At 61.6% G+C, this 24,068-nt stretch carries 23 protein-coding genes; 1 reads left to right on the plus strand and 22 read right to left on the minus strand.

The genetic code is table 11. The features are described from left to right. Positions 1 to 93: 93 nt before the first annotated feature. From BN1137_RS06500 to BN1137_RS06600, 21 genes are all read right to left on the minus strand, one after another. Complete coding sequence (locus tag BN1137_RS06500; protein ID WP_050717800.1) at positions 94 to 681, minus strand: Maf family protein; 588 nt, start codon at positions 679 to 681, stop codon at positions 94 to 96. A 51-nt stretch (positions 682 to 732) separates the two neighbouring features. Continuing rightward, positions 733 to 1,218: a rod shape-determining protein MreD gene (gene mreD / locus BN1137_RS06505; RefSeq protein ID WP_050717801.1), complete on the minus strand. Its 486-nt coding sequence runs from the start codon at positions 1,216 to 1,218 to the stop codon at positions 733 to 735. Beyond that, entirely contained in the window at positions 1,218 to 2,150 is a 933-nt protein-coding gene (mreC, locus tag BN1137_RS06510; protein ID WP_050717802.1) for a rod shape-determining protein MreC, read from the minus strand. Before mreC ends, mreD begins: the two co-directional genes overlap by 1 nt. 42 nt (positions 2,151 to 2,192) lie before the next feature. Beyond that, a complete protein-coding gene (locus BN1137_RS06515) occupies positions 2,193 to 3,233 on the minus strand; it encodes a rod shape-determining protein (protein ID WP_005308111.1) in 1,041 nt (346 codons plus the stop codon). Positions 3,234 to 3,449: 216 nt separating this feature from the next. After that, the gene (locus BN1137_RS06520) at positions 3,450 to 7,220 is read right to left on the minus strand and encodes a DUF6701 domain-containing protein (protein ID WP_083443384.1); all 3,771 of its coding nucleotides are present in this window, start codon (positions 7,218 to 7,220) and stop codon (positions 3,450 to 3,452) included. Further along, on the minus strand, positions 7,217 to 7,684 hold the full coding sequence (locus tag BN1137_RS06525) for a pilus assembly PilX family protein (protein WP_232306900.1): 468 nt from the start codon (positions 7,682 to 7,684) through the stop codon (positions 7,217 to 7,219). Before BN1137_RS06525 ends, BN1137_RS06520 begins: the two co-directional genes overlap by 4 nt. Next, complete coding sequence (locus BN1137_RS06530; RefSeq protein WP_050717803.1) at positions 7,674 to 8,456, minus strand: PulJ/GspJ family protein; 783 nt, start codon at positions 8,454 to 8,456, stop codon at positions 7,674 to 7,676. The genes BN1137_RS06525 and BN1137_RS06530 overlap by 11 nt, the downstream gene beginning before the upstream one ends. Further along, complete coding sequence (locus BN1137_RS06535) at positions 8,456 to 9,073, minus strand: prepilin-type N-terminal cleavage/methylation domain-containing protein (RefSeq protein WP_050717804.1); 618 nt, start codon at positions 9,071 to 9,073, stop codon at positions 8,456 to 8,458. Before BN1137_RS06535 ends, BN1137_RS06530 begins: the two co-directional genes overlap by 1 nt. Continuing rightward, positions 9,060 to 9,536, minus strand: a complete 477-nt coding sequence (locus tag BN1137_RS06540) for a type IV pilin protein (protein WP_050717883.1) — start codon at positions 9,534 to 9,536, stop codon at positions 9,060 to 9,062. The genes BN1137_RS06535 and BN1137_RS06540 overlap by 14 nt, the downstream gene beginning before the upstream one ends. A 66-nt stretch (positions 9,537 to 9,602) precedes the next feature. Beyond that, positions 9,603 to 10,034, minus strand: coding sequence for a prepilin-type N-terminal cleavage/methylation domain-containing protein (locus BN1137_RS06545; RefSeq protein ID WP_050717805.1), 432 nt, complete (start codon positions 10,032 to 10,034; stop codon positions 9,603 to 9,605). Between the two features lie 18 nt (positions 10,035 to 10,052). Continuing rightward, positions 10,053 to 10,703, minus strand: a complete 651-nt coding sequence (locus BN1137_RS06550; RefSeq protein WP_050717806.1) for a prepilin-type N-terminal cleavage/methylation domain-containing protein — start codon at positions 10,701 to 10,703, stop codon at positions 10,053 to 10,055. A gap of 75 nt (positions 10,704 to 10,778) precedes the next feature. Further along, entirely contained in the window at positions 10,779 to 11,240 is a 462-nt protein-coding gene (locus BN1137_RS06555) for a hypothetical protein (protein ID WP_050717807.1), read from the minus strand. A gap of 135 nt (positions 11,241 to 11,375) precedes the next feature. Continuing rightward, a complete protein-coding gene (locus BN1137_RS06560; protein ID WP_050717808.1) occupies positions 11,376 to 12,599 on the minus strand; it encodes a type II secretion system F family protein in 1,224 nt (407 codons plus the stop codon). Between the two features lie 3 nt (positions 12,600 to 12,602). Then, positions 12,603 to 14,315, minus strand: a complete 1,713-nt coding sequence (gene mshE, locus BN1137_RS06565; RefSeq protein WP_050717809.1) for an MSHA fimbrial ATPase MshE — start codon at positions 14,313 to 14,315, stop codon at positions 12,603 to 12,605. Between the two features lie 31 nt (positions 14,316 to 14,346). After that, positions 14,347 to 15,435, minus strand: coding sequence for a tetratricopeptide repeat protein (locus BN1137_RS06570; RefSeq protein WP_050717810.1), 1,089 nt, complete (start codon positions 15,433 to 15,435; stop codon positions 14,347 to 14,349). Beyond that, a complete protein-coding gene (locus BN1137_RS06575; RefSeq protein ID WP_050717811.1) occupies positions 15,432 to 16,322 on the minus strand; it encodes an ExeA family protein in 891 nt (296 codons plus the stop codon). The genes BN1137_RS06570 and BN1137_RS06575 overlap by 4 nt, the downstream gene beginning before the upstream one ends. A 225-nt stretch (positions 16,323 to 16,547) precedes the next feature. After that, a complete protein-coding gene (gene mshL / locus BN1137_RS06580; RefSeq protein ID WP_050717812.1) occupies positions 16,548 to 18,230 on the minus strand; it encodes a pilus (MSHA type) biogenesis protein MshL in 1,683 nt (560 codons plus the stop codon). Between the two features lie 70 nt (positions 18,231 to 18,300). Next, the gene (locus tag BN1137_RS06585; RefSeq protein ID WP_050717813.1) at positions 18,301 to 18,645 is read right to left on the minus strand and encodes a SctD/MshK family protein; all 345 of its coding nucleotides are present in this window, start codon (positions 18,643 to 18,645) and stop codon (positions 18,301 to 18,303) included. Positions 18,646 to 18,655: 10 nt separating this feature from the next. Further along, entirely contained in the window at positions 18,656 to 19,303 is a 648-nt protein-coding gene (locus BN1137_RS06590; RefSeq protein WP_050717814.1) for an MSHA biogenesis protein MshJ, read from the minus strand. Then, on the minus strand, positions 19,303 to 19,896 hold the full coding sequence (locus tag BN1137_RS06595; RefSeq protein ID WP_050717815.1) for a PilN domain-containing protein: 594 nt from the start codon (positions 19,894 to 19,896) through the stop codon (positions 19,303 to 19,305). Before BN1137_RS06595 ends, BN1137_RS06590 begins: the two co-directional genes overlap by 1 nt. Before the next feature lie 100 nt (positions 19,897 to 19,996). Beyond that, the gene (locus BN1137_RS06600) at positions 19,997 to 20,860 is read right to left on the minus strand and encodes a type IV pilus biogenesis protein PilM (RefSeq protein ID WP_050717816.1); all 864 of its coding nucleotides are present in this window, start codon (positions 20,858 to 20,860) and stop codon (positions 19,997 to 19,999) included. A gap of 70 nt (positions 20,861 to 20,930) precedes the next feature. Here BN1137_RS06600 and BN1137_RS06605 point away from each other — a divergent pair, with 70 nt between their 5' ends. Further along, positions 20,931 to 21,878, plus strand: coding sequence for a 1-aminocyclopropane-1-carboxylate deaminase/D-cysteine desulfhydrase (locus BN1137_RS06605; RefSeq protein ID WP_083443386.1), 948 nt, complete (start codon positions 20,931 to 20,933; stop codon positions 21,876 to 21,878). A 22-nt stretch (positions 21,879 to 21,900) separates the two neighbouring features. Here BN1137_RS06605 and BN1137_RS06610 read toward each other — a convergent pair whose 3' ends face one another. Further along, positions 21,901 to 23,829: an EAL domain-containing protein gene (locus BN1137_RS06610; protein WP_050717817.1), complete on the minus strand. Its 1,929-nt coding sequence runs from the start codon at positions 23,827 to 23,829 to the stop codon at positions 21,901 to 21,903. Between the last annotated feature and the right edge of the window lie 239 nt (positions 23,830 to 24,068).

A 24,068-nucleotide genomic window follows, 5' to 3' on the forward strand; every position in this document is an offset into this window, starting at 1 on the left:
TTGCTCGACTGACCTCTGCCTGTGATGGTATGAGCACCATTTCCCGGCACTGTGCACGCAAGTGGTAACGCAGCAGGAGACCGCTTGGGACCGTTATCGACTCTGTTCGAGCTGCTGGCGGATCAGCAGATCCGTCTCCAGCAGGGGCAGGCCGACCACGGCGCTATAACTCCCCTCGAGCCGGCTGACAAACTTGCCGGCGATCCCCTGGATCGCATAGGCACCGGCCTTGTCACAGGGTTCGCCGGTGCGCCAGTAGGCCTCGATCTCGGCCTCGTCCAGCTTGCGAAACGCCACATTGGTGGTGACCAGGCGCACGTCGCAGCGCTCGGGGGTGGCCAGGGCCACCGCCGTCATCACCTGATGCACCTTGCCGGAGAGTGATTCCAGCATATCTTTGGCGTCGAGCAGATCGGACGGCTTCTCCAGCACCCGATCCCCCAGCACCACTATGGTGTCGGCGCCCAGCACCGGCAGCGCCGTCGGCGCGGCGGCCACGCCAGCCATCGCCTTGTCACGGGCCAGCCGGCAGACATAATCCTGGGGCTTCTCGCCCTCTTCCCGCTGCTCGGGTACATCCAGCCTGAGCACCTCGAAGCGGTAGCCCAACTGGGTCAGCAGTTCGTGCCGACGGGGCGAGCCCGAGGCGAGATACAGTTGCAGTTCGTTGTGCTTGTTCATATTCACTCAATGGGATGAGGTACAGTTACAATTTATTGTTTTTGCTCACATTCACTTGATATTGAAGTGACGGCGCACCTTGCGCAAGACCATAAATATCCAGGGCCATATTAGCATCGTCGTCAGGGTCGACCAAAAATAGGCGAAATTGAGGCTGGCGCGGCTGAACAGGTGCTCGGCCCAGAATACGGTGATCTTCCCCACCAGCGAGAGCAGACCGATGATCAGCGCCTGCTGCCAGAGGGAAAAGTTACGGATCTTCTGAAACTGGAAGGCCGCCAGATAGGTGGTAATGGCCATGGCCATGGCCCGCACTCCGAGCGTGCTGCCGAGCAGCACATCCAGCAGCAGGCCAGCTACCCAGGCGGTACCGACATTGGCCCGGTGCGGCAACGCCAACGCCCAGTAAATGAGCACCATGGCGAGCCAGTCTGGCCGAAAGGGTTCGAATTGAAAGGGAAGCGGCAGGATCGACAGGCACAGCGCCAGCAGGACCGAAATCCAGATCCAGATCCTGCCACTGGCGGGTTGCAGCATCAGCGCGTCGCCCCCGCCGCCGAGGTGGCGGTCGCAGCAGAAGCCGAGGTTGCCGTTGCCGCAGAAGCTGCGGCAGCCGGTGTCGCGGCATCATTGTCGTGCACCTCAGGTTTCTTGTCGGTCCAGAGCAGCAGCAGGTAGCGCAATCTGTCCAGCGCCACCAGTGGCTTGGCCTCGACCTGGGCGAACGGTTTGCCTTCCACGTAATCAGAACGGGTCACTGTTGCCACCGGATAACCTTCCGGGAAACGTCCACCGAGGCCGGAGGTGACCAGCAGGTCACCGACCTGCACGTCGGTATTGCGCGGCAGGTTGCGCAGCTCCAGCTTGTCCAGCTCGCCGCTGCCGGAGGCGATGGCGCGCAGATCGTTGCGCAGCACCCGCACCGGAATGCCGTGGCTGGAGTCGGTGACCAGCAGCACCCGGCTGGTGGTGGAGCCGACGTGCAGCACCTGACCTATCACCCCCTGATCGTTGATCACCGGCTGACCGTTATAGACGCCGTCCAGTGCCCCCTTGTTGATCAGCACCTGATGGCTGAAGGGGTCGGAATCCACCGACAGCAGCTCGGCCACCATCTTGCGGGACTCCTTGTGCACCGGCGAGCCGAGCAGCTCACGCAGCCGCTGGTTCTCGTGCTCCAGCTGATCCAGCTTGAGCAGACGCGATCGCAGGGTGAACAGCTGTTGTTCCTGCTGCTTGGTCTGTTCGATCAGACTGGATCGGGTTTGCACCTGGGTCGACATGGTGTCGAGCAGGGTGCCTGGGGCATTGGCGATGTATTGCAGCGGGCTGACCAGCGAACTCAGATAGACGCGGACATGGGTAAACACACCGAAGCGGGAATCCGCGACGATGGCAGCGACAGAGATGATGACGGCGAGAAACAACCGTAACTGAAGCGAAGGGCCTCTACCAAAAATGGGTTTCATGAGTCGTCAAAAAAGAGCCGGCACGCTGGCCGGCTTTGGGTCTTATTCGTAGTGGAACAGATCGCCACCGTGCATATCGATCAGCTCCAGCGCCTTGCCGCCGCCTCGGGCGACGCAGGTGAGGGGATCTTCAGCCACGACGACCGGGATGCCGGTCTCTTCCATCAGCAGACGGTCGATGTCTTTGAGCAGGGCGCCACCACCGGTCAGCACCATGCCGCGCTCGGAGATATCGGACGCCAGCTCGGGCGGGGATTGCTCCAGGGCCACCATGACGGCGGAGACGATACCGGACAGCGGCTCTTGCAGCGCTTCCAGGATCTCGTTGGAGTTCAGGGTGAAGCTGCGCGGTACCCCTTCGGCCAGGTTGCGACCACGCACTTCGATCTCGCGCACCTCTTCGCCCGGATAGGCGGAGCCGATCTCGTGCTTGATGCGCTCGGCGGTGGCTTCCCCGATCAGGCTGCCGTAGTTGCGACGCACGTAGCTGATGATGGCTTCGTCAAACTTGTCACCACCGATGCGAACGGACTGGGAGTAGACCACGCCGTTCAGGGAGATGATGGCCACTTCGGTGGTACCACCACCGATATCGACCACCATGGAACCGGTCGCTTCGGAGACCGGCAGGCCGGCACCGATGGCGGCAGCCATGGGTTCATCGATGAGGTAAACCTCACGGGCGCCGGCGCCCAGTGCGGATTCCTTGATGGCACGGCGCTCAACCTGAGTCGAGCCGCACGGCACACACACCAGCACACGGGGGCTGGGGCGGAAATAGTTGTTGTCGTGAACCTGCTTGATGAAGTGCTGCAGCATCTTCTCGGTCACGTAGAAGTCGGCGATGACGCCGTCTTTCATCGGACGGATGGCGGAGATGTTGCCTGGGGTACGACCCAGCATCTGCTTGGCGGCATGACCGACAGCAGCGACCGATTTGGCGTTCCCGCGCTCTTGGCGAATGGCGACAACTGAGGGTTCGTTAAGGACGATCCCTTGATCTTTTACGTAGATCAGGGTGTTGGCAGTTCCCAAGTCGATCGACAGATCGTTGGAAAAGACGCCTCTGAGCTTTTTGAACATGGCTACGGGAAATCCTAAGAATTTGGAGGTGCGGAAAACCGGCTAACTTTACCAATGCCCACCCCAATGGGCAAGCGCTCAAACTGTCGCCAATCAATCAAACGCGACAAAAATGCGAGTCATCACTCACCCGCACAGGCCGACAAACACTACGAAACAAGGAGATAAGGCGCTGGCTCACGCCAAACAGCCCCTATCCCCGTCAGCAGATCAATTTCAAGGCATCACTTCGCGGCGATAAATAATCCGATCATTACCCCGATCCCGGCCAAAGATCGCCATGCCCATCAGGTGATCCGCGGTGGCGGGATCCGCCAGCCAGAGCGGAGCCAGGGGCTGTAGCGGCTGCTTCTCCAGCACGATTTGATAGGGAATGCTCACCGCCTGATTGGGTGGCGCGAAGTGGAACCGGGTCTCGCCGCTATCGAAGCGAGTCTGGGTGCCACCGGGGGCCACGTTGCCGAGGCCAAGCCGGATGCGGGTGCCGTCTTTTAGGATCAGATCCCCCGTCGCGGCGTCATAGCGTTGATCCGCGTCGGTGAAGACGATGCCGTCCCCCGCCAGTGAGATCTGGCTGCAAACATCCTGCTGGTTGGCGCGCCACAGGCCCCCTTCGAAATATTGCACCTGCAGGGGCAGCGCCAGCGGGGCGCTGTCGACCCCCTGGCGGGTGCTGGCCAGCAGACGGCCATAGTAGGCGATCATGGTATCGCTCGCGCCTTTAGGGATGGAGAGCTGCTTGGCGGTGCAGTTGACCCCGCTCTGGCAACTGCCATTGACGGCCGGGTTCATGTTCCGATCGCTAAGGAAGCTGGTCTCGGGCGTTTCACCATCCGCCACCTTGAGCCCCAGTCGCAGCAACCGCAAGGGCTCCTCCGGCGCGGTCAGGGTCGGGGTCAGCTCTCGCAGGCGCAGGAAGCGGCTCTGGCCATCGAAGCTGGTTTGGCCGTTCAGCCAGTTTTGGGCCAGGGGATCCAATCGGTTGGATCTGTCGACCCCGTCCTGGTTATTGGCGGCCACCAGGGAAATCAGCCCCTTGGCAAAAGCATCCCGGTAGTTTTTAGTGATATTCAACTGCTTGTTGCGCGCCTGCACTGTCGTCTGCACCCCAAACGGCTGACTCATATAGCTAAAGCCGCCGCAGGCCGGGGTGATGGTGCCGCTCGCCAGATTGAAGTCCCAGGGCACGAAGCGGCCCACCGGCACGCTGGTGGCGGCGGGTATGGTGTAGCCGAAATAGCCTGTCGATGCAGACGTTGCCACCGGTGGCGTCGCCGTCATCCTAAATACCCCAACCTCGTTGAGCGACTGGGTGACGGCGTTGAGGTTGTTGCTGCCTTTTGCGTTGGAGTGGTCATAACTGGCCGTACCGACCACCGCCTCGACGCCGGGCTTGGGGGCCACCAGCTGGCTGCCGAGCGTGATATTGGTCAGCACGAAGTTCGGGGTCGCCAGGTTGCCGCTACAGAAGTCGGTGTCGTTATCGGCCTGCCAGGCCATGGCCGCTATGTTCAGCTGGAAATCATCCCCCGCCTTCTTGAACACAGGGCAGCTGATGTTCCCTGCCGTGCAGGCCCCCTGAGTTGGCGTGATGCAGAGCCCGACCGGACGGCTGGCGAAGAGATCCGAGCCCGTCATCACCAGACCCGCGGTATCCCCGCTGCCATCGTGGCGGGCATTGAGCCGCATCTGTCCGGCATCCGGATAATTGACTTTTTTCAAGGTCGCCTTGCCCTGGCCATCGAAGGTCAGGTTGATGATAGTACCCGTCGGCGAAGCCACACTGGCGGCATAGGTCGGTATTGGGTTGCCATCTATGGCTATCTGACTGCCGAACGCATTGGTACTTGGGTTTGTATAAGTTCCCCAGAGGCCAACCGAGCGCGCGCCGGTAAAGCCGGGGACACACTGCTGGGTCGCATTGTCTTTCTTGACCGCGCTGATCACCACATCCTGGGGTTTGTTGGCCAGGGTATCCAGCACATCAAAAATGAAGCCGCTTTCGGCAAAGTTGAGAGTACAGGCGGCGGTGCTCAAGGCGCCACTGCCTGCCCGACACAAGGTGGTGCTCAGCGGTTTGGTGGAAGGCGTGGAGCCGCTCACTCCCACCGTCATGGCGCTCGCCAGGTTGTTGCGAAGCTGCACGGTGGTGGTACCGCCGCTGAAGGTCACGGTGGCGGTGTCGCCGTTGTAGGTCACCTGGTTGCTGGCCACCCAGCCGTTGCTGCCACTCCTGGTTGGCATCAAAATAGCACTCACCGGATCCGTGATAAGGGCGCTGCAACTGGCGTTGGCACAGGCGCGGATGGTCAGGGTCTCGGGGTTGCAGGTCAGGGCGTTGCCACTGTGATCGAACTCGAAGTGATCGATCTGGGTCCCCACCGGACTGGAGTTGAGGGCACAGATCTGGACGTTGTCGAGTTCATGGAAGTTGGTCACCGAGCCGGTGGAACCGGTTAACGACAGCAGGAAATTGGCAGGTACTGCCGCTTGGCCTGTCTGATTCACCATATTGATGGGACCCACCAGCGTGCTGTAACCAGAGCCAGTGTTCCGTTCTACAGAGGCAAGTGAACTGCCTGCGGTCCGAGAATCGACCGTAATACGGTAGCGATGGGGACGATTGCTATTGGTTCCGCTATCGACTGCCGGGTTCAGGTTGCTCGCCGTACCCGCCAGATAACGGTAACCCGAGGTTCCCGAACTGGCGCTGGATCCACGAATAGACACGGCCTGAGGGTGAGACCCAGGATTGTAGGATCCTCCTTCGTTGGAATAGTTACCGTACTCGTCAAGACCGACCCCCATCCAGCCCCCGGCAAAACCACTGATCCCGGTCTTGAATCCATATCCTAGCGGGCCGCCGAATGCCCCGGGCTGGGGAGTGATCGTCGCATCGGATAGCACCACCGCCATGCCGTCTGCCCCACTCGAACCGGAGGTCTTGTAGGCATACTGATCGAACTCTATGGTTACCAGATTATTGGCCCCCGGGAAGAGGCGCTGGAAGGTCGCGGACGTTGCCTGATCGGTGGTGTTTTGGGTCAATCGCAAACGACCATTTTGCACAGATGGCAGGGTACTGTTGTTGCGTTGCGCCACCACCCAGCTGTTGCTCAGGGTGCTGGAAGAGAAGTCGTCGTTGAAACAGCTGAGCGGCGGAATGATGACATTCTCATTGATACTGGACTGCGCATCCATGCTCAAATAGCGGGTCGTGACGCGACCATAAATGGCCGCAGTATTATTCATGGTCAACTTGTTATCGGTGTAGAGATAACCATAAAACTTGGTACTGTTATCGATCACCATGTTGTTGTAGTTAACCCAGATCAGGCTGCCTTGATTATCCGCGTTGACATTAACGGTATTAACGAATTTGACGTCCTGATTGATAAATATCCGGGTCAAGCCAGACCCGGTCAGCTTGATGGTGCCGTTATCTATCGTCAGCTGGTCAATATAATAATCCCCTTCACCGAGCTGCAGGGTCGCATTGTTTCGCAACGTGACACTCTTCAGCAGATATTCACTGCGGCTGGGGAACGTCAAGACACAACTCTCGGCTGAGATGGCGCCATAACTCGCGAGAGGCACAGTCTGCTGCCCGGATTGGCAGCTGAACGAGTTGGTTGCATCAATGGCTGGAAACTTATTAGTGCCATCCATCTTGAGTCCGCGAATATCCGTCTGCGTTATCTGGCAAACCTGATAGCCCCCGGCGCCATTATCACAGCGCGGGGTATTGTTCTGATCTTTGTTAATTGAGCAGAAGTTTAATGACTTGCCTCCTGTTCCATTAATCTTCGGGTTGTTGACCTGGTAAAGCTGGTCACCACTTATTTGATGGCAGCTATTGTTATTATTGCCATGATGGCCTTGTACAACGGCCGGAAATATTTCACCTGTATTGATGGTATCAAACGATGCCCAGGCGGCAGACGCCGTGACAGACAGGGCCAGAGTCATCAGCCAACGGGCAATCATGGGTTCACTCCATCAAAAGCTTCCACCACCAGAGTACGGCTGACGGCAAAGTCCGGGTTGGGACCACTATTGGTTCCCGGGTCGCCGCAGCGTCCCTCGCTGCTGAAGTGATAACCGGTCTGGGTGATGCCGGCCGCACTCACCGGGATCTTGGTGCAACTGACGATGACTTGGCAGCCCACCAGCCCCGCATCGGTGAATCTGAGACTGGTGCTGGCGGCGCATTGCTGCCCTTGCCATTGGCCATTGGGATAGAGTCGATATAGGGCGATTTCCAGTCCGCTCTGGGCCGCCATCAAGGCCCGCACGCCGCGCACCTCCGCCGTGTTCTTCTCACCGCTATCGAGCAGGAAGCGGCCCATGGCCGCCGCCAGCAAGGCCATGATAACGATGACAAAGAGCGCGATCATGATGGCGCTGCCGCGCTGGCTCGCCTTGCCGGGGATTGAAGGCTTAAGGGACATTGAGGATCTCCAGCTTGTGGTTGAAGCTGACGCTCTCGCCGCGCTGCTCGAGCACCAGCCGCAGCCCCACTTCACTCTGGCTGAAGGCGACGGGATCCCGATAGAAGTAGTAGGTCGCTGGGCGAATATGCTCTGCCATCAGCGAGGTTGGACGCGTGCCTATCTCAGTGCCAATGGCGGCACTGGCCCGGGTCAACCGGGAGCCCGCAACGCAGAAGCGCACCTGCTGGTTGGCAAAATAGATGCGCTGGCCCGGGGAATCCTTGGCAACAACGGCGGCAAGGGTCAGCGGCAAGGCCCCGGACACGACCGCCCCGACGCCGGTCACTTCGGCAGTGCAACGACCCTGCAAACAGCCTTTATCCAGCGTATTTATGTTGCCATTTCCGGCATCAGGCAGCGGATAGATAATGGCCAGATCCTGCTTGGCAGGTAGTTTGACCGGGGTGACAATGCTGAGAGCCGTGCTCGCCGCTGGCCCCAGATAGCGGCTGGCGGTGGCGATGGGCCAGAAGCGCAGACAGCTCCCCTGCTCCACCAGCTTGCCATTGTCATCTTCCACCCGCACCGAGCCCGGCACCGCATCGCGCAGTTCGCGGTTGAGCCGCTCCAGGGCGAAGCGGGCATCGCTCATCAGCTGTTCGCGGCGGCTGGCGTCCCCGTAGATCTGGGTACCGATGCCGATAAACTGGCTGGTGAAGGTAGCCATGACCCCGAGCAGCAGGATCACCATCACCAGTTCGATCAGGGTGAAACCCCGCGCCGCCCGCATCAGTAGTTTCCCCGATAGAGGGCAAACGCCACCTCACTGCGATCCGGCAGCCGGACCCACAGCTCGATACGCTTGCCGGTGGAGCAGGTGCCGCTGCAGGCGGGCAGTGGATCCTTGGTCAGATCGGCACCGCTCACCCGGATCCGGATCCCGAACTGGCGATACTCGCTCACATCCAGGCTTGATCCGCTCTGGGCACTGAAGTAGTTGGCGGGCACCCAGCTACCATCGCAGCTGGCCAGTCCCTTCGCACAGATGGCGCTGGTCTGGTAGTCATCCACATCGTTGAACTGGTAGGGGCGAGTCTCGCCGCTGTCCGGGCCATAGCTGGCGCTGTCGGTACAAGCCGGGTAGGTCACAGCAGGAGTGCCGGCCGTCTCGCCGCAGCGAAAACGCCCGCCGTTATGATCCGAGCGCTCATCGAAGGACTTTTGCAGCACCTCGCTCAGGATCCGCTGGGCCAGCTGGGCGGCCCGCACCTGTTGCACCGGATCCACCACCTTGGGCGCCTGGTTGACCAGCAAGCCCAGGATACCGGTCAGCGCCACCGCCAGCAGCACTATGCCGACGATAAACTCGATCAGGGTGAAGCCGCGGCCAGCATTACTGGAGGGCATGGATATAGCCCTCCGATTCGATGCGCAGCCGGGCGCTCTCCCGGCCATCGCTCACCACCAGCTCGCAACCACTGACACAGCTAGCCGGGGACAAGGGGCGGCCGCTGCGTTTATCGAAACTGAAGGAGCCCAGAGGAGAGAGTGCAATCCCCCCCGTGGCGGTAACGACCCTCCCCCGGAGCAGCTCGTTCTGGATCCAGCCCGAGATGGGCCTGGAGGTGCAATTACCGAGTTGGGTCAGATGGCCGAAGCGGTTGTTTTCCAGCACCAGCTGGGTGCAGCGCGCCGGCCCCTCCTGCATGTCCATGGTCTGCACCAGCCGCAGCCGGGCCACCAGTTCGTCGCGCAGGGTATGGGTTTCAAAGCCGCCTTTGCCCAGCCATTTGGGCACGGCAAAGGCGGCCAGAATCCCGAGTAACAGGATCACTATCACCAGTTCTATCAGGGTAAAGCCTCGTTGCATCATCAGTCCCCGTTCATAAACAATGAGGCGAGGCCATAGCCTCGCCTCATTACGATTAATGACGAATCAGCATCCGCTCAGGGCAGTGCTCGCACCAGCTGTGCTGGTGGCAGGAGCATAAGTGACTGTGCATTTGGAACCGCTGGTGGCAAATACATAGTTCGCACCAGATACCGCGCCAGCCCAGGAACCATCGATGGTGATGGCACGCTGGATACCGGTGCTGGTCGCTGCCGGATAACCATAAACGACGTCGATGCTAGTACCATCGCTGCCACTCACAGCGCCGGATTGATTACGCTCAATCCCGGTCAGCGCAGACTTGCTGTAAACCAGCTGAGCTGAGCTGCTCACGGCTGCCTGCACGCCCTGCGCGGCAGATTTCTTGGCATCATCCTGCAGATTCAGGAACTTGGGTGCGGCAGTGACCGCCAGAATGCCCAGGATGATGATCACGATCACCAGTTCGATCAGGGTAAAACCCGCCTGCTTTTTCATTACATTTTCCTCGATTGATCAATTGATATTGGTAATTACCTGGCCGGAGGCCGGGCGATAACTGAAACTCATGAACTTATCCGTGCTCCCTTGCGGGTCCTGATACCGTCCATCACTGCCCTTGCTCAGGCTGTTGACCAGATAGTAACGGCAGACCGAATTCAGTCCGTTGTTGCTCACAGTGGCATAGAACTTCAGGTCATTGCCGCTACCGCGCACCTCATCAAAGTTGGCAGTAGCCTTGGGAGGATTTTGCAACAACCCCTCCCAAATATTGAGACAGCGCGACGCCGTCAGATTGGCCGGGTCGACGTCAGCATTGCCGCTTGCCGCCGTGTCCATCGGATACCCTGGTGAGAGTTCGCCGTTATTGACCTGGCTTTCGGTGGGCGTCGTCAGATAAAAACGCGAACCGTCATAGAGCACGGTATTGAGACTGTCCTGCTTGGCCCGCCCTTCGGCCTCCCATTGGGCTCGCACCAGAGACACCCCGGTGGCAAAACCACCCGAGACCCCTTCCACACTGGCTTTCTTCGCCTCGTCGGTCACATCGAGAAAACGGGGCAAGGCGGTGACCGCCAGGATCCCCAGAATAACGATGACGATCACCAGCTCGATCAGGGAAAAACCGCTCATCGCGCGGCCGGATGTCACTCTTCTTGCTGCCATGCTGCCTCCGTAATAATCCACATTATTTCATGCAGATAGAAAAAAATCATGTCGCCCTGATCGCATCCTGCCCACTCAGGGCTCCGATTGTACACGGCCATTGTCAAACCGGTAGACCAGCCGCCGTTCATCCCAGCCAAATTCACAGCCCTCACCATCCCGGCTGGCCAGCACCTGCAGCGGTGGCAGGGTCTGCGCCTCTTGGCCAATCAGAGTTAGCCAGAGGCTGCGGCAATTGTCGGAAGGGGACTGCAACGGCAGCACCCCGAGTGGCCAGCCCCGTTCATCAAACTGCCAGGCCACCCCTTGCGCGTGCAGCACGGCGGGCCGCCGCTCATCTAGCCAGAGTCCGTGCAGACGCTGGGCCCGCTCGGCAAACTGTTCCCCCAGCAGGGTCAGGCTGACTGCCAGCGCCTCTTCCCTGTGGCTGCGATAACTCATGGCCAGGGTCGATATGATGATCAACAGCAGGATCCACGCCCACAACCGGCGATATCCCCCCAGCCAGCGATCATCCTGCTCGGACTGTCTGCTCATCCTTGCTCCTACAGACCTTGGCCACCATAAAGCCGTGACGATGCCCGTTATGCAGGCAACTCATGACTGACCTCGCACCGCGCGCATCATGTCCCACCATGCCGGAGTGAAGATGCTCGTTGTTATGCGGGCAGCTCATGACTGACCTCGTACGGCACGCATCATGTCCCACATGGGCGTAAAGATACCGAGCGCCAGCACCAGCACCATGACCGCCACTATGCCGATCAGAATGGGTTCGATGCGGGCGGTGAGGCTCTTGAGGTCATAATCGACCTCACGCTCGTAATATTCGGCCGCCTCGTGCAGCAGGTCATCCACCTGACCGGTCTCTTCCCCCACCGCGATCATCTGCATCACCAATGGGGTGAACAGGCCGCTGCTGCCAGCGGTACGCAGCAGGCTCTCGCCGCGCTCGATACCGGCGCGCATGTCACGCACTCGCCCCGCCATCCAGGCGTTGTCCACCGCATCGGCCACCAGGGTCAGCGCCGTGTTAAGCGGTACCCCGGCCCTGAGCATCATGGAGAAGCTGCGGGCGAAACGCGCCAGCAGGGAGCGCTCTATGATGGTGCCGACGATGGGCAGCCTGAGTTGCCATCTGTGCCAGGTCAGCTTGCCTTGCGTCGTGGCGACCCAACGCCGCCAGCCGATGACGGCCCCCACCATGATGGCCAGCAACAGCCACCAGTAGTTGACGAAGAAGTGGGAGGTGGCGAGCAGGATCCGGGTCGCCAGCGGCAACTCCACCCCGAACTTGGCGAACATGCCGGCGAACACCGGGATCACCATGATGTTGAGGATCACCATGGCGATACCGATGGCAATCATCACAAAGCTGGGATAGCGCATGGCGGTCTTGATCCGCTTGCGGGTCTCCAGCTCCAGATCGAAATAGTTGGCGAGCTGCAGGAAGGCTTCCTCCAGCTGACCGGTGTTCTCGCCGACGTGGATGATGGCGACGAACAGGCTGCTGAACACCTTGGGGTGTGCCTGCATCGAACTCGACAGCGGCCGGCCGTTGCCCAGATCCTCCCCCAGCGCATGCAATGCCCGCTTGAGTGGCTTGCTGTGGGTGCTCTCCTCCAGCCCGGCGATGGCGCGCAAGATGGGAATGCCGGCCCGGGTCAGGGCATACATCTGGCGGCTGAACACCACCAGCTCCTCGAGCTTGACGCCGCCCTCCAGCAGCAGAGACCAGTCGATGCTGGCTGATTTCGCCTTGCCCGCTTTGAGCTCGGTCGGCATCACGCCGCGGCGCATCAGCTGCTCGGCGGCGGCCATTTCGCTGGCGGCCTCCAGGGTGCCGTTGACGGCATTGCCCTGGCTGTCGCGGCCCTTGTAGTTGAAGCTGCTCATGGCTTAGCCCAGATCCTCCGCGAGCCTGAGCACCTCGTCCACCGAGGTGATCCCCTCACGGGCATAGTCCAGCGCGGTCAGTGCCAGGGGCCGGTAGTGCTCATGCTCCCGCGCAGCCCGGGCGAAGCCTTCCGCATCGTTACGGCGCAGGGCATCCATCATGGGTTGATCCAGCTCCAGCAGCTCGTAGACCCCGATCCGGCCGCTGTAACCGGTGAAGTTGCAGCTCTGACAGCCGCGACCCTTGTGATAGACGTGCTGACTCGGCGTCTCGCCACTGAGCACCCCGAGCCAGGTGGCCTGGCCCTCGTCCGGCGTGCTGGTCTCGACGCAGTGTTCGCACACCCGCCGCACCAGCCGCTGGGCCACCACGGCCCGCAGCGCACTCGCCACCAGATAGCCGGGGGCGCCCATGTCTATGAGGCGCAGGGCGCTGGTGACCGCATCGTTGGTGTGCAGGGTGGTCAGCACCAGGTGACCGGTGATGGCGCCACGCAGCCCTATCTCCACCGTCTCGTTGTCCCGCATCTCCCCCACCAGCAGGATGTCCGGATCCTGACGCAGGGTGGAGCGCAGCACCTGGGAGAAGGTGAGGCCTATCTTGGCGTTGACCTGCACCTGGTTGACCCGGGGCAGCCGGTATTCCACCGGATCTTCCACCGTGATGATCTTATGGCTGGCCTGATTGAGCTCCGAGAGCGCACCATAGAGGGTGGTGGTCTTGCCGCTGCCGGTGGGCCCGGTCACCAGGATCATGCCGTGGGGGCGTTTGAGCTGGCGGCGGAAACGGGTGAGGATCGCCGGCGGCATGCCGGTCTCGGCCAAAGACAGGATGCCGGAAGATTGATCCAGCAGCCGCATCACCACGGATTCGCCGTACTGCACCGGCATGGTCGACATCCGCACGTCCACGTCGCGGCCGCGCACCTTCATGTTGAAGCGGCCATCCTGGGGCAGCCGTTTCTCCGAGATGTCGAGCCCGGCCACCAGTTTGAGGCGCAGAACCAGCGCCTGGGCGATGCGCACCTCGTTCAATATGTTCTCGTGCAAGATGCCGTCGATCCGCTGGCGGATGCGCAGCACCTTCTCGTCCGGCTCGATATGGATATCCGAGGCTCCCACCTGCACCGCGTCCTCGAACAGGGAGCGCAGCAGCTTGGCCACGGTCGCCTCCCCCTCGTCGGCGCCGCCGTTGAGGCTACTGGTACCGAGCTCGAAGCCGGTATCCTGATGCTCCTCGTGCAGTTGCACCGCGAAGTTCTCTATCTCCCGGGTGCGGCGATAGAGGCGGTCGAAATACTCAAGCAGCTGGCCTTCCCGCGCCACGGCGAGTACCAGCTCGCGCGGGCTCAGCAGGGAGGCGATGGCATCGAGGGCGCTCAAGTCCGCAGGATCCGACATGGCCACCGTCACCTTGTCGTCGCTGAGGTTCACCGCCAGCGCGCGGTAGCGGCGCGCCTGCACCTCGGGCAACAGCGCCACGGCGGCGGCGTCTATGGTGAGGTTGTTGAGATCGAAGAAGGGCACGTCCAGCTGACGGGCGAGGAACTGCAGCAGCTGCACCTCGCTGATGAAGCCGAGATCGATGAGAGTGGTCCCCAGCTTGCGGCCGGTCTGGCGCTGCTGCTGCAGGGCGAGCTGGAGCTGATCATCGGAGACGATCTGCTCTTGCACCAGCAGGTCGCCGAGCCGCATTTTCAGTCTGGGTTGTGCCATGCAAACTCCAAAAAAGTGAACAGTGTCCCCATCAGGGGGCGAGCTGGGCGATACGTTGTTCCAGCCAGCTGGTCGATGCCGCGCCCAGGTTGCCGTGCAGCTGGGCGTTGCGATAGGCATCCAGTGCGCGCTGGCTGTGGCCCTGGCCATCTTCCGCCACGCCGAGCCCAAGCCACCAGAGGCCCTGATCCGGCTGCTGGCGCAGCAGCTTGACGTACAAGTCCGATGCCTGGGTATGCTGGCCCAACTCCTGGGTCAGCCCGGCCCAGGTCGCGTAATAATCCAGATTGGCGGCCAGCTCCGGTTGATAGCCGCTCAGCCAGTTGAGCGCCTTGGGCTTATCCCCGGCGCTGATGGCCACCCGGGCCAGCAACAGGCGAAAATCAGCCTGCTGCGGCTCCAGTCTGAGCCCCTCCTCCAGCACCTGACCGGCCTCGGTCAGCCGACCCTCGCCATAGAGCAGGCCCGCCAGCTGCTCGCGTGCCCCCTGGTTGTGGGGATCATGGGCCAGCACCTGGTAGTAGTGATCCTGCGCCTCCCGCATCTGGCCCTTGGCCATGGCGGTGGTGGCCTTGCGCTCGGCCAGGGCCGCCAGCTCGGGCTCGGAGAGATCCACGGTTTCAATTTTCAGCACCCCGGGCTTGCGCGGCGGGGCGGCGGCGGCTTGCTCGGCGGCTTGCTCGGCGGCCAGCTCGGCCTGCAGATCCGGCTGCAACTCCTCGTCGCTCGGGGTCACCTCGTCTGCTTGCATGTCTTCGAAGGCTTGCGCATCGTCGCCCTGCTCTGCGGCGGCGGGCATCAGCGGTGTAGCCGACAGGGCGACGACAGCGGGTTCCTGCATGCCTGAGACGGCGTACGCAGACGAAGGAGCTGCTTCTATATGGGAAACATCGCTTTGTGACTGAGATATGGTGAGTGAGGCAGTGGAAACCTGTGATTGATGGCTTTGTTGCCAGTAGATCCAGGTGCGCCAGCCGAGAATGCCGAGGGCCAACCCGCACAGCAGGGTCAGCACCAACATCCACCAGCCTTGCTGACGTGCCGGCGCCACGTAGATGGCAGCACTCTCTCCCTGTTGGCGCTGCTCCAGATCCTTGAGCATCTGATTGATCACGCTCATGACCAGACTCCGTAGGCCAGGGCGCCACCCAGTAACAACAGCAGCGGCCACCAGCGAATAAAAGAGGAATGGCTGGCATCGTCGGTATCACGGATGGCGAGGCGCACCAGTCGGGTGCCGATATGGCGCTCACCCCTGCCATACGCCAGCATCAAGCACTTCTGGGCCAACACATTGATAAGCCTCGGTATCCCGCGCGACGCCCGCCACAGCAGGCGCAGGGCACGGCCGTCAAACAGCGCCGCACCGCGATAGCCGGAGACCTGCAGCCGGTGCTCCACATAGGCGCGGGCCTCGTCAACGCGCAGGGGCCTCAGACAGTAAGAGAAACCGATGCGCTGACGCAATTGACGCAGGTGGGGCTTGGCCAGCCGCGCATCCAGTTCGGGCTGACCGAACAGCACTATCTGCAGCAGCTTGCTGGACTCCGTCTCCAGATTGCCGAACAGCCGAATGGCCTCCAGGGTCTCGTCCGGCAGGGCCTGCGCCTCGTCAATGAGCACCACCACCCGCTGCCCCTGCTGGTGCAGGGCGATCAGGTGGCGATGGATGCGATCCGTCAGATCCAGCTCGCTGCCGTCGCGTACCGACAGGCCCAGCTCCAGCGCCAGGGCGGTGCGCAGCTCCGCCGGGTTGAGATGGGGATTGGGCAGCCAAGCGAGGCGCACCGGCTTCTGTTCGGAGCCAAGCTCGCTCAGCAGCTTGCGGCAGAGCAGGGTCTTGCCCGTGCCCACCTCGCCGGTCACCTTGATAAAACCCTCCCCCTGCGCCAGCGCCCAGTTCAGCACCTGCAGAGCCTCTTCATGAGGCGGCAACCCGTAGTAGAAGCCGGTGTTCGGGGTCAGGCCGAAGGGCGCCTCCTGCAAGCCAAAGTGACTCAGATACATGCGCCCTCCCAGTGGCCAGAGACCCGTGCATCATTACCGGATCCGAGCAGACCGAAGGAGAACCCCCGCAAGCCAAAGTGACTCAGGTACATGCTCCCTCCCAGTGCCCATCACGGCCACTGCCGACCAGGCCGTAGGAGACCCCCCGCAAACCGACATGGCTCAGGTACATAAGGCCTCCCGAGACAGGGAGGCATGGGAAACAGGCCGCAGCAGTTTCATGGCTTAACCCTTGGGCGGATACCATTTGTCGAGCAGCTCGGAGGAGCGTTGCAGCTCCTTCTGCCAGGTATCTTTCTCCACCACGGTCGGCTTGAGCAGGATCACCAGCTCGACTTTCTTGGTGCTCTCGCGGCGGTTGGTAAAGGCTTCGCCCACCCAGGGAATATCACCGAGCAGCGGCACCTTGCTGACGATTTCCTGCTTGTCGGTCTTCATCAGGCCGCCGATGACGACGATGTCGCCGTTGTTGGCCTGCACCACGGTATCCGACTCGCGGATCGAGCTCTTGGCGAGCGGCAGCACCAGCGGATCGGCGGTGCCCACGTTGATGGTCTTGCTCTGCTCCTCGGTGTCGATAACGGAGGGGTGAATGTGCAGCAGCACCCGACCCGCCTCATCGATCTGCGGCGTCACATCCAGGGCGATACCGGAGAAGAAGGGAGTCAACTCCACGTTGGGAGTGACGATGGGAGCCGAGTTGCCCGAGGTGGTGGTGGTGGTCGAGGCGTTGGTGACGAAGTATTCATCCGTACCGACCTTGATCACCGCCTTCTGGTTGTTGGTCGCGGTAACCCGCGGGCTCGACAGGGTATTCACGTCCCCCTGGGTCTTGAGCAGGCTGACCGCCACGTTGAAGTTGCCATCGGAGATGGTGAAGCCAGCACCGCCCCCCAGGGCCCGGAAGATCTGGTTCGGGGTGCTGGCAATCGGGCTATTGAGCAGGGAACCGCCGCCCGTGATGCCCTTGTTGCCATCCCAGGTAGCGGAGAGACCGCTCCAGTCCACCCCCTGCTCATAACCCTCGTTGAGGGAGACCTCGAGGATCCGCGCCTCCAGCACCACCTGGCGCTTGAGGTGCTCGCCGGACTGATCCAGGAATTCGCGTACCGCCTTGAGCTCTTTCGGGTAGGCCCGCACCGTGACCAGACCCGCCTGCGGGCTGGTGATGACGGCCCGCCCCTCACCGGAGCCAATCAGCGTCTGCAGGGAGTCGCGCAGATCGGTCCAGTAGTCGTTGTTGCTGTTCGTCTCGATCCGGGTGCCATTGCTGTTGTTGTTACTGCTGTCACCGTTGCCGGACGAGCCGAAGTTGTTGTTGCCGTTGTTATTGTTGTTGCTGTCGTCGAAGCTGCTGTTATTGCCGTTATTGTTGTTGTCGTTCGCGGTCACGCCACCGGTGCTGACCGAGGTGCGGGAGATGCCGCGCCGCGCCATCATCAGGTAGTTGACCGGTATGGTCTCGGTACGAAGGCCCGCCGGGTAGACGTGAAACACGTTGCCCTTGCGCTGTACGTCGAAGCCATACATGTCGCCGACCGTCGCCAGGGCTTCTTGCAGGGTCACGTCCTTGAGCTCCACCGAGATGGAGCCCGCCACTCCTGGGTGCACCGCCACGCTGTAGCGAGAGCCCTTGAACAGGGAGCCAAAGAATTCGACCGCATCCACATCATGGGCGGCGATGCGCAGGCGCTTCTCCGGGGCAGCCATGGGTTGCTGGGGACGATTGAGCTGCAACAGTTCGCTTTGCACCGAGGGGGGCAAGGTCGTCAGAGGCGCGGTCGGGTTCTGTTCGGCCATGGCCTGCTTGAGGGCATCTTTGGCCTGCACCGGCTCCGGATGCTTATAGGTCGTGCAGCCTGCCACCACCAATGCGAGGGGCAGCAGACAAAAATGGTTTTTTTTCATGTTATTAACGCACCTGACTCGCAATTAAACTCGACAAAACCGGCCCACGACATCCCGCGTTGGGCCCACTTCAGATCCTGATCTTGCTGCCAAACAGGGTCAGCGATTGACGCTTCCCCGCCTTCTCCAGCACCACTGAATCGGCGCTGATGGCCACCAGCTGATAGCCATCGACCCGCTGGCCAATGCGATAACTCTGACCATTGAGCACCGCCAATGCCGGGCCATTGCCCAGAATGATGCTCTGCAATTTCGGCAAACCGGCGACCTTGCTGCCAGGGCCGGTTGCCATGCCGGTGCCGGCCAGCGGCGCCGTGGGATCCTGCAGCACCTCGGCCTGTACCGGCGAACCGAGTAGGCAGGCCAACAGCACCAGCCAGCCGGCACCTGGCGTGGTGAATCTTTTCAAATACATCGTCAGCCAGTTAGCCACGGATGAACTCCTTGCTGGTGCTGAGGGTGTAGATCTCCATCGCCACCGCCGCCTTGGGGTGCTCGACAACCCGATAGTCAAACCCCTTCCAGTAGAAGTGGCGGGGCAGGGCTTCCAGCGCCTTCAGGTACTGGTATACATCGAAGTAACCGCCCTCCAGCTGCAGCCGGATGCCGTGCTTGAACAGATTGGCCTTCTGCTCCCCCGCCATCAGGGGTTCGGGTTTGAGGGAGGTGAGCGACATCATGTGCAGGTTGGTGGAGCGGGACAGCAGGGCCTCCAGCACGGCCGGCATCTCATGGGCCGGGATCAGGTCGACCGTCTGGGCCCTGAGCTCGGCGTCCAGTCTCGCGAGATCCTGCTCCACCCCGGCAAGCTGCTCGCGCACCTGCGCATTGGGGTCTCGCGCCAATCTAGCCTGCTTACCCTGATTCTCGAGCTCCAGGATCTCCAGATCCCGCTGGGCCGCCGTCAGCGCCTGCCGGTCTGCCGTGAGACGGGTATCGGCGGCATCCAGCCAGCCATAGACACCCGCAGCACCGAGCAGCACCAGCCCGGTCAGCAGGATCATGACTCGCTCTCGCAGACTCAAAGCCGCGATTTTCTGCGCCAGTGCCTGCCATTGTGTTTTCACGTCCATCAGGGCTTCTCCTGCTCGATGCCGCTGAGCTGGAAGGCCAGCTGGCCTCCCTTGTCTCGACTCAGGGTCAGCTCGCCAAACTGCTTGCCCGCCAGAGAGGGCGTCTGCTTGAATCGATTCACCCAGGCGGGGACATCCTGACTGCGTTCGGCCAGACCGGAGAGGTTGATGTGGCCGTCGCTTATCTCGATCCGCTGCAGGGAGAGACGGGGGTCACGCAGACGGGCGAGATCCGCCATCACGCCGGCGTAGCCCTGGGATTTTTGCAGGGAGAGCGTGCCCAGCTGGCGCATCAGCCCCTGCTTGGCATTCAGCTCTTCCTGCCGATCCGTCAACTGCTGCTGCAGCTGGCCATCGGCCAGATGGCGAGCCAGTTCGGCGTCGAGCCGCTGCGCCTCGCCGCGCCTCACATCCAGCACCGCCCGCACCTGCGCCAGCTCGCGACTGACACCCTGTTGCTGCCAGCCGTAGCCGAGCGCAACGATGACCAGCAACAGCAGGCAGATCCCCCACGCCAGCGCCATCTGATTGAGGCTGGCCCACTGACGACGGGGGCGAAATTCGGCACCGTAAAGGTTGATATGGCGTTTCATCACTCGCTCCTGCCCAGGGCTGCGCCGTAAGCCGAGAGATACTCCACCCCGGCCAGGAATGTGGTCTTGTTGGCCATTGCGGAAAGCTTGACTGCATGGGTCATCGCTCACCTCCCAGGGCCGCGCCATAGGCTGAGAGGTATTCCACCCCCGCAAGGATCGCCTTGTTGGCCATGGCAGAGACAGGGAAGCCGAACGCCTGCTCCAGATGACGCACCAGCATACCGATGGAAGAGGAGGCGATGGCGAGCTGCATCTGGCCTGGCTCCGGCAGCTTGAGCTGACCGGTCAGGTAGTCGAGGGAGCGCTGGATCTCCAGCGTCAGCGCGTCGAGCAACTCACGATCGGGTTCATGGGTGCCGGCCAGGGCGCCAAATCCACGCAGTTGGCGTGAGAAACAGAGTCCGCCCTGATGGAACACCAGCAGTTGCAGATCCTGACCCTTTGGCTGCCACAGCAGCATGCGCACCGTCTGATCCGCCTCGTAGAGCGCCGTCATGGCCAGCTCGTCACTGACGATGGCATCCAGCTGCGCCACGCCATTGACCGCCGCCGCCAGCTGCTGCACCCGGCTCTTGGGAACGCAGATCACGTTGATCCGCGCTCGTCCCGCAGGGGCCGTCGGCAGGTCGACATAGTCCATCGCCAGTTGCAGCACGGGTTCATTGACGAAATCCTTGATGGCCCACGGCAGGGCGCCGGCCATCTCGGCATCGGGCACCGCGGGTTTGTCGATCTGGATCTGTTGATAAAGGCTGGCGGCCAACGCCACCCGCACCTTAGACTTGGCCAGCCCATGCTGGTTGAACAGCTCGCCGATGGCCTGCGACCAGTCGTGAGGACCATTGATGGCTCGGCTGGTGAATAGCGGGGTCTGCCCCATGCAAGCCAGCAAGATGCGATCGCTGGCCAGCAGCAGTCCGACCTGATGGCTGGGAGGGGAGCGGCGGAAGAGTGATTTCATCGAGACCTGCACCTGGCTGCGTGAAACGAGCTAAACCTTAACATAAACAGTCCATTAGCCTCCATGACTTATGACAAGTGATGCATTGACCACCACCAATATTCCCCCCAGGGGTGGGCCGCTGCCAGCGGGCCTGCTCCCCTCGCCACTGCAACCGATCAGCCATCCCCTGCTGGATGCCCAGGGGGTGCGACTCTGGTGCAAACGGGATGATTTGATCCATCCGACCCTCTCCGGCAACAAGTGGCGCAAGCTCAAATACCATCTGCAACAGGCTAGTGAACAGGGCAAGACACATCTGCTGTCATTCGGCGGGGCTTACTCCAATCACATCCATGCATTGGCGGCGGCGGGTCATCAGGCTGGCCTGCGAACCACGGGCATCATACGCGGTGAAGCCGAGGCCGTCAGCAATACCACCCTGAGCGCGGCCAAAGGCTGGGGCATGAATCTCATTTTTGTGGACCGGCAGAGCTATCGACGGCGCCAGGATCCCGACTGGCTGGGCCAGTTCATGGCGCCGGATACCCTGATCGTGCCCGAGGGGGGCAGCAGCCCGCTCGCCATTCCCGGGGTGGCTGAGTTGGTCGCCGAGGTGCCCTTCTCGCCGGATCTCTGGGTACTGCCCTGCGCCAGCGGCGGCACCCTGGCCGGCCTCATCGCGGGCAAGCGGGAACGGGAGCAGATCCTCGCCATCGCCGTGCTCAAGGGTGGTGCCTTCATCCATGACGAAGTTTGCCGCCTTTACCCCCGGGCCGCCGATACCCCCGGCTGGCAGATAGCGCTGGATCACCATGACGGCGGTTATGCCAAATTCAGCCAAGAGATGTGGCAGTGGGTGCAAGCCTTCAACGCGCAGACCGGTCTGCCGCTCGAACCCATCTACAGCGGCAAGGCCATGTGGGGGCTATTTCGGGAGCTGGCCGCCGGTCGCATCCCCCGTGGCAGCGAGATTGTGTTCATCCATACCGGTGGCCTGCAGGGACTGGCGGGCCTGAAAGAACAGGGCCGCCTCTGACGGCGGCCCTGTCACACATAGCTCAGGCCTCGGCCATCTCCATCACCAGCCACTCCGGCTCGGCAAACCAGGGACCCTGGCCTGCATGCACGCCGAGGTGGCGCAGCATCTTCCACTCGTCGCCGCTCTCCACTCCCACCGCGATCACCCGGGTCTGGGTGTTGGCACAACCCCCGACCAGGCTGCGCACCGCCATCTGGTTGACCTGACGATTGTGAATTTCTCGTACCAGGCTGGGATGGAGCTTGAGGAAGTTGATCTCGAATTCCTTGATGTATTGGGTGCTCACCACATCCTGGCCGGCATGATCGATGGCCAGCTGGCAGCCCAGCATGCGCATCGCCCGCAGCGGCCGTTTGAGCGCCTCATAGTGACGGGTCACCTGGGCTTCCGACAGTTGCAGGATCAAGCGCTCGTTGGTGCTGCGCGGCAGCTGGAACAGGTCGAAGAAGAGGGTGCGCTGGAACTCCCGATTGAGCAGGCTCTGGGCACTGAGCGACAGGCTGATGGGGCAGCTCGGCTCGGCACGCTGGCGCAACAGGCGCAGGGTCTGGGCGACCACCAGCTTGTCCAGCGGCAGCAACAGACCCGCCTTCTCCGCCATCGGCATGAAGACCCCGGCCTGCAGTTCCCGCTCCTGCTCGTCGTGAATGCGGATCAGCAGTTCCTGCTGCAACACCACCTGATCTGGCTCCTGTTGCACTGGTTGCAGATAGAAATAGACGCCTTTCTCCTCGATGCGGCGGGTAATGAGAGTGCGCCAGCGCACCGTGCCCTTGCTGCTCGGCTCCTCATTCAGCTGTTTCTCGTAGAGGAACCAGCCGGTATGACCCTGCAGCCGTGCACTCTTGAGTGCCAGCTCGGCCTCTTCCTGCACCTTGAGCAGACTGTCCTGCGCCTGATAACAGACGGCGCCGAGATAGACGGCGGTCTCGGCATTGACCGACTCGGGCCAGTGCAACCGTTGCAGACTCTTGAGCAACTGGCTGGCCCCGTCCACCATCTCGCTCTCGGACATGTTGGGCAGCAGCACGGCAAATACCTGGCCGGCGTAGCGAGCCTGCAGGGCGCCGTTGTGCTTTCGCACAAAGGTGCCGATAGAGGCGCTCGCCTCCATCAGTAGATCCTGGCTCGGTCGCCCGTTCAACTCGGGATCCAGCTCCTCCAGCCCCGCCAGCTCGATCAGCATGACCCCCCCGCTGATCACGCTCGCCTCCATGATGGCGCTCTCCAGCCTATTGTCGAAGAACAGCCGGTTGCCGATGCCGGTCGTCTTGTCGACGAAGGCATTGCTGCGGATGAAGTTGTCGAACCGGCTGCGCTCCTTGCGGGCATCAGCCAGCTCGGCCAGCAGATGATCGATGGCCTGGCTGGCGGAGACCGGCCACTCGTCGGCCGGATCATGGGCCAGCTTGGTGAGCTTGCCATCCAGGATCAATTGGGCCCGCTCCGCCAGCAGCTCGGCGCCGCGCAGCTGCAGCCGCAACCAGCGAATGGAGTACCAGAGCCCGAATACGACGATGAAGACCCCGAACGAGATGCCGGACATGGCTTTCATGGAGTACTCAAACTCCTTGAACGGCCGATCCAGCTTGAAATCGGCCAGCATGCCGCGCTGATGGGGGATGGCTTTGCTATAGGGGATCAGCAGGCTCTCATCGGTCTGCTGCTGCACGTCGCGAAACCAGTAGACCCGCTGCTTGTCCTGGCGAATTTCCAGCTCGACCACATGGGCAGAGCGCAGCAACGAAGGCAGCCAGCGAGCCAGATCCTGTGGATCGTCAGCCGCCGCCAGCTGCTTGTCGATGATCTCCACCAGGGAGTCGACCCGGTTCTGCTGCAGCTCCATGCCCATCTGGCGAAAACTGAACACCCCGCCGAGCATCACCATGGTCATGGCCGCGATCACGCACAGGGTAATAAACGAGACGAGCTGAGTAGTCAGTTTCATGTGCCTTTCCGTAGCCGACAGCATCCATTAGGCCTCATGGTATCAGCCTTGGCCAAAACCCGCCTACGGATGAAGATCCCGCTTTGACAATTAAGCGGTTGAGCGCGCCAATCCAGGGCGCATGCCCTCCCGGATGGGGGCTGTCGATGATGGAAAGTTGAGCAGAAAAGCAGGAAAAGGCTGACTCGCAGGCAGAAAAATGGTCCCACAGAGGGGACCGAAAGAAACACTCAATATCA

It is taken from the genome of Aeromonas tecta (assembly GCF_000820185.1).
Lineage (GTDB): Bacteria > Pseudomonadota > Gammaproteobacteria > Enterobacterales > Aeromonadaceae > Aeromonas > Aeromonas tecta.

Excerpts from the sequence above, each read along its gene's own strand:
- BN1137_RS06605 (WP_083443386.1), top strand. The coding sequence starts at position 20,931 with ATGACAAGTGATGCATTGACCACCACCAATATTCCCCCCAGGGGTGGG.
- BN1137_RS06585 (WP_050717813.1), bottom strand. The coding sequence starts at position 18,645 with ATGTATTTGAAAAGATTCACCACGCCAGGTGCCGGCTGGCTGGTGCTG.
- BN1137_RS06595 (WP_050717815.1), bottom strand. The coding sequence starts at position 19,896 with ATGAAACGCCATATCAACCTTTACGGTGCCGAATTTCGCCCCCGTCGT.
- BN1137_RS06610 (WP_050717817.1), bottom strand. The coding sequence starts at position 23,829 with ATGAAACTGACTACTCAGCTCGTCTCGTTTATTACCCTGTGCGTGATC.
- BN1137_RS06525 (WP_232306900.1), bottom strand. The coding sequence starts at position 7,684 with ATGTCCCTTAAGCCTTCAATCCCCGGCAAGGCGAGCCAGCGCGGCAGC.
- mreC (WP_050717802.1), bottom strand. The coding sequence starts at position 2,150 with ATGAAACCCATTTTTGGTAGAGGCCCTTCGCTTCAGTTACGGTTGTTT.
- BN1137_RS06600 (WP_050717816.1), bottom strand. The coding sequence starts at position 20,860 with ATGAAATCACTCTTCCGCCGCTCCCCTCCCAGCCATCAGGTCGGACTG.
- BN1137_RS06570 (WP_050717810.1), bottom strand. The coding sequence starts at position 15,435 with ATGAGCGTGATCAATCAGATGCTCAAGGATCTGGAGCAGCGCCAACAG.
- mshL (WP_050717812.1), bottom strand. The coding sequence starts at position 18,230 with ATGAAAAAAAACCATTTTTGTCTGCTGCCCCTCGCATTGGTGGTGGCA.
- BN1137_RS06520 (WP_083443384.1), bottom strand. The coding sequence starts at position 7,220 with ATGATTGCCCGTTGGCTGATGACTCTGGCCCTGTCTGTCACGGCGTCT.
- BN1137_RS06530 (WP_050717803.1), bottom strand. The coding sequence starts at position 8,456 with ATGCGGGCGGCGCGGGGTTTCACCCTGATCGAACTGGTGATGGTGATC.
- BN1137_RS06545 (WP_050717805.1), bottom strand. The coding sequence starts at position 10,034 with ATGAAAAAGCAGGCGGGTTTTACCCTGATCGAACTGGTGATCGTGATC.
- BN1137_RS06515 (WP_005308111.1), bottom strand. The coding sequence starts at position 3,233 with ATGTTCAAAAAGCTCAGAGGCGTCTTTTCCAACGATCTGTCGATCGAC.
- mshE (WP_050717809.1), bottom strand. The coding sequence starts at position 14,315 with ATGGCACAACCCAGACTGAAAATGCGGCTCGGCGACCTGCTGGTGCAA.
- BN1137_RS06540 (WP_050717883.1), bottom strand. The coding sequence starts at position 9,536 with ATGCAACGAGGCTTTACCCTGATAGAACTGGTGATAGTGATCCTGTTA.
- BN1137_RS06575 (WP_050717811.1), bottom strand. The coding sequence starts at position 16,322 with ATGTATCTGAGTCACTTTGGCTTGCAGGAGGCGCCCTTCGGCCTGACC.
- mreD (WP_050717801.1), bottom strand. The coding sequence starts at position 1,218 with ATGCTGCAACCCGCCAGTGGCAGGATCTGGATCTGGATTTCGGTCCTG.
- BN1137_RS06550 (WP_050717806.1), bottom strand. The coding sequence starts at position 10,703 with ATGGCAGCAAGAAGAGTGACATCCGGCCGCGCGATGAGCGGTTTTTCC.
- BN1137_RS06535 (WP_050717804.1), bottom strand. The coding sequence starts at position 9,073 with ATGCCCTCCAGTAATGCTGGCCGCGGCTTCACCCTGATCGAGTTTATC.
- BN1137_RS06590 (WP_050717814.1), bottom strand. The coding sequence starts at position 19,303 with ATGGACGTGAAAACACAATGGCAGGCACTGGCGCAGAAAATCGCGGCT.
- BN1137_RS06500 (WP_050717800.1), bottom strand. The coding sequence starts at position 681 with ATGAACAAGCACAACGAACTGCAACTGTATCTCGCCTCGGGCTCGCCC.
- BN1137_RS06555 (WP_050717807.1), bottom strand. The coding sequence starts at position 11,240 with ATGAGCAGACAGTCCGAGCAGGATGATCGCTGGCTGGGGGGATATCGC.
- BN1137_RS06560 (WP_050717808.1), bottom strand. The coding sequence starts at position 12,599 with ATGAGCAGCTTCAACTACAAGGGCCGCGACAGCCAGGGCAATGCCGTC.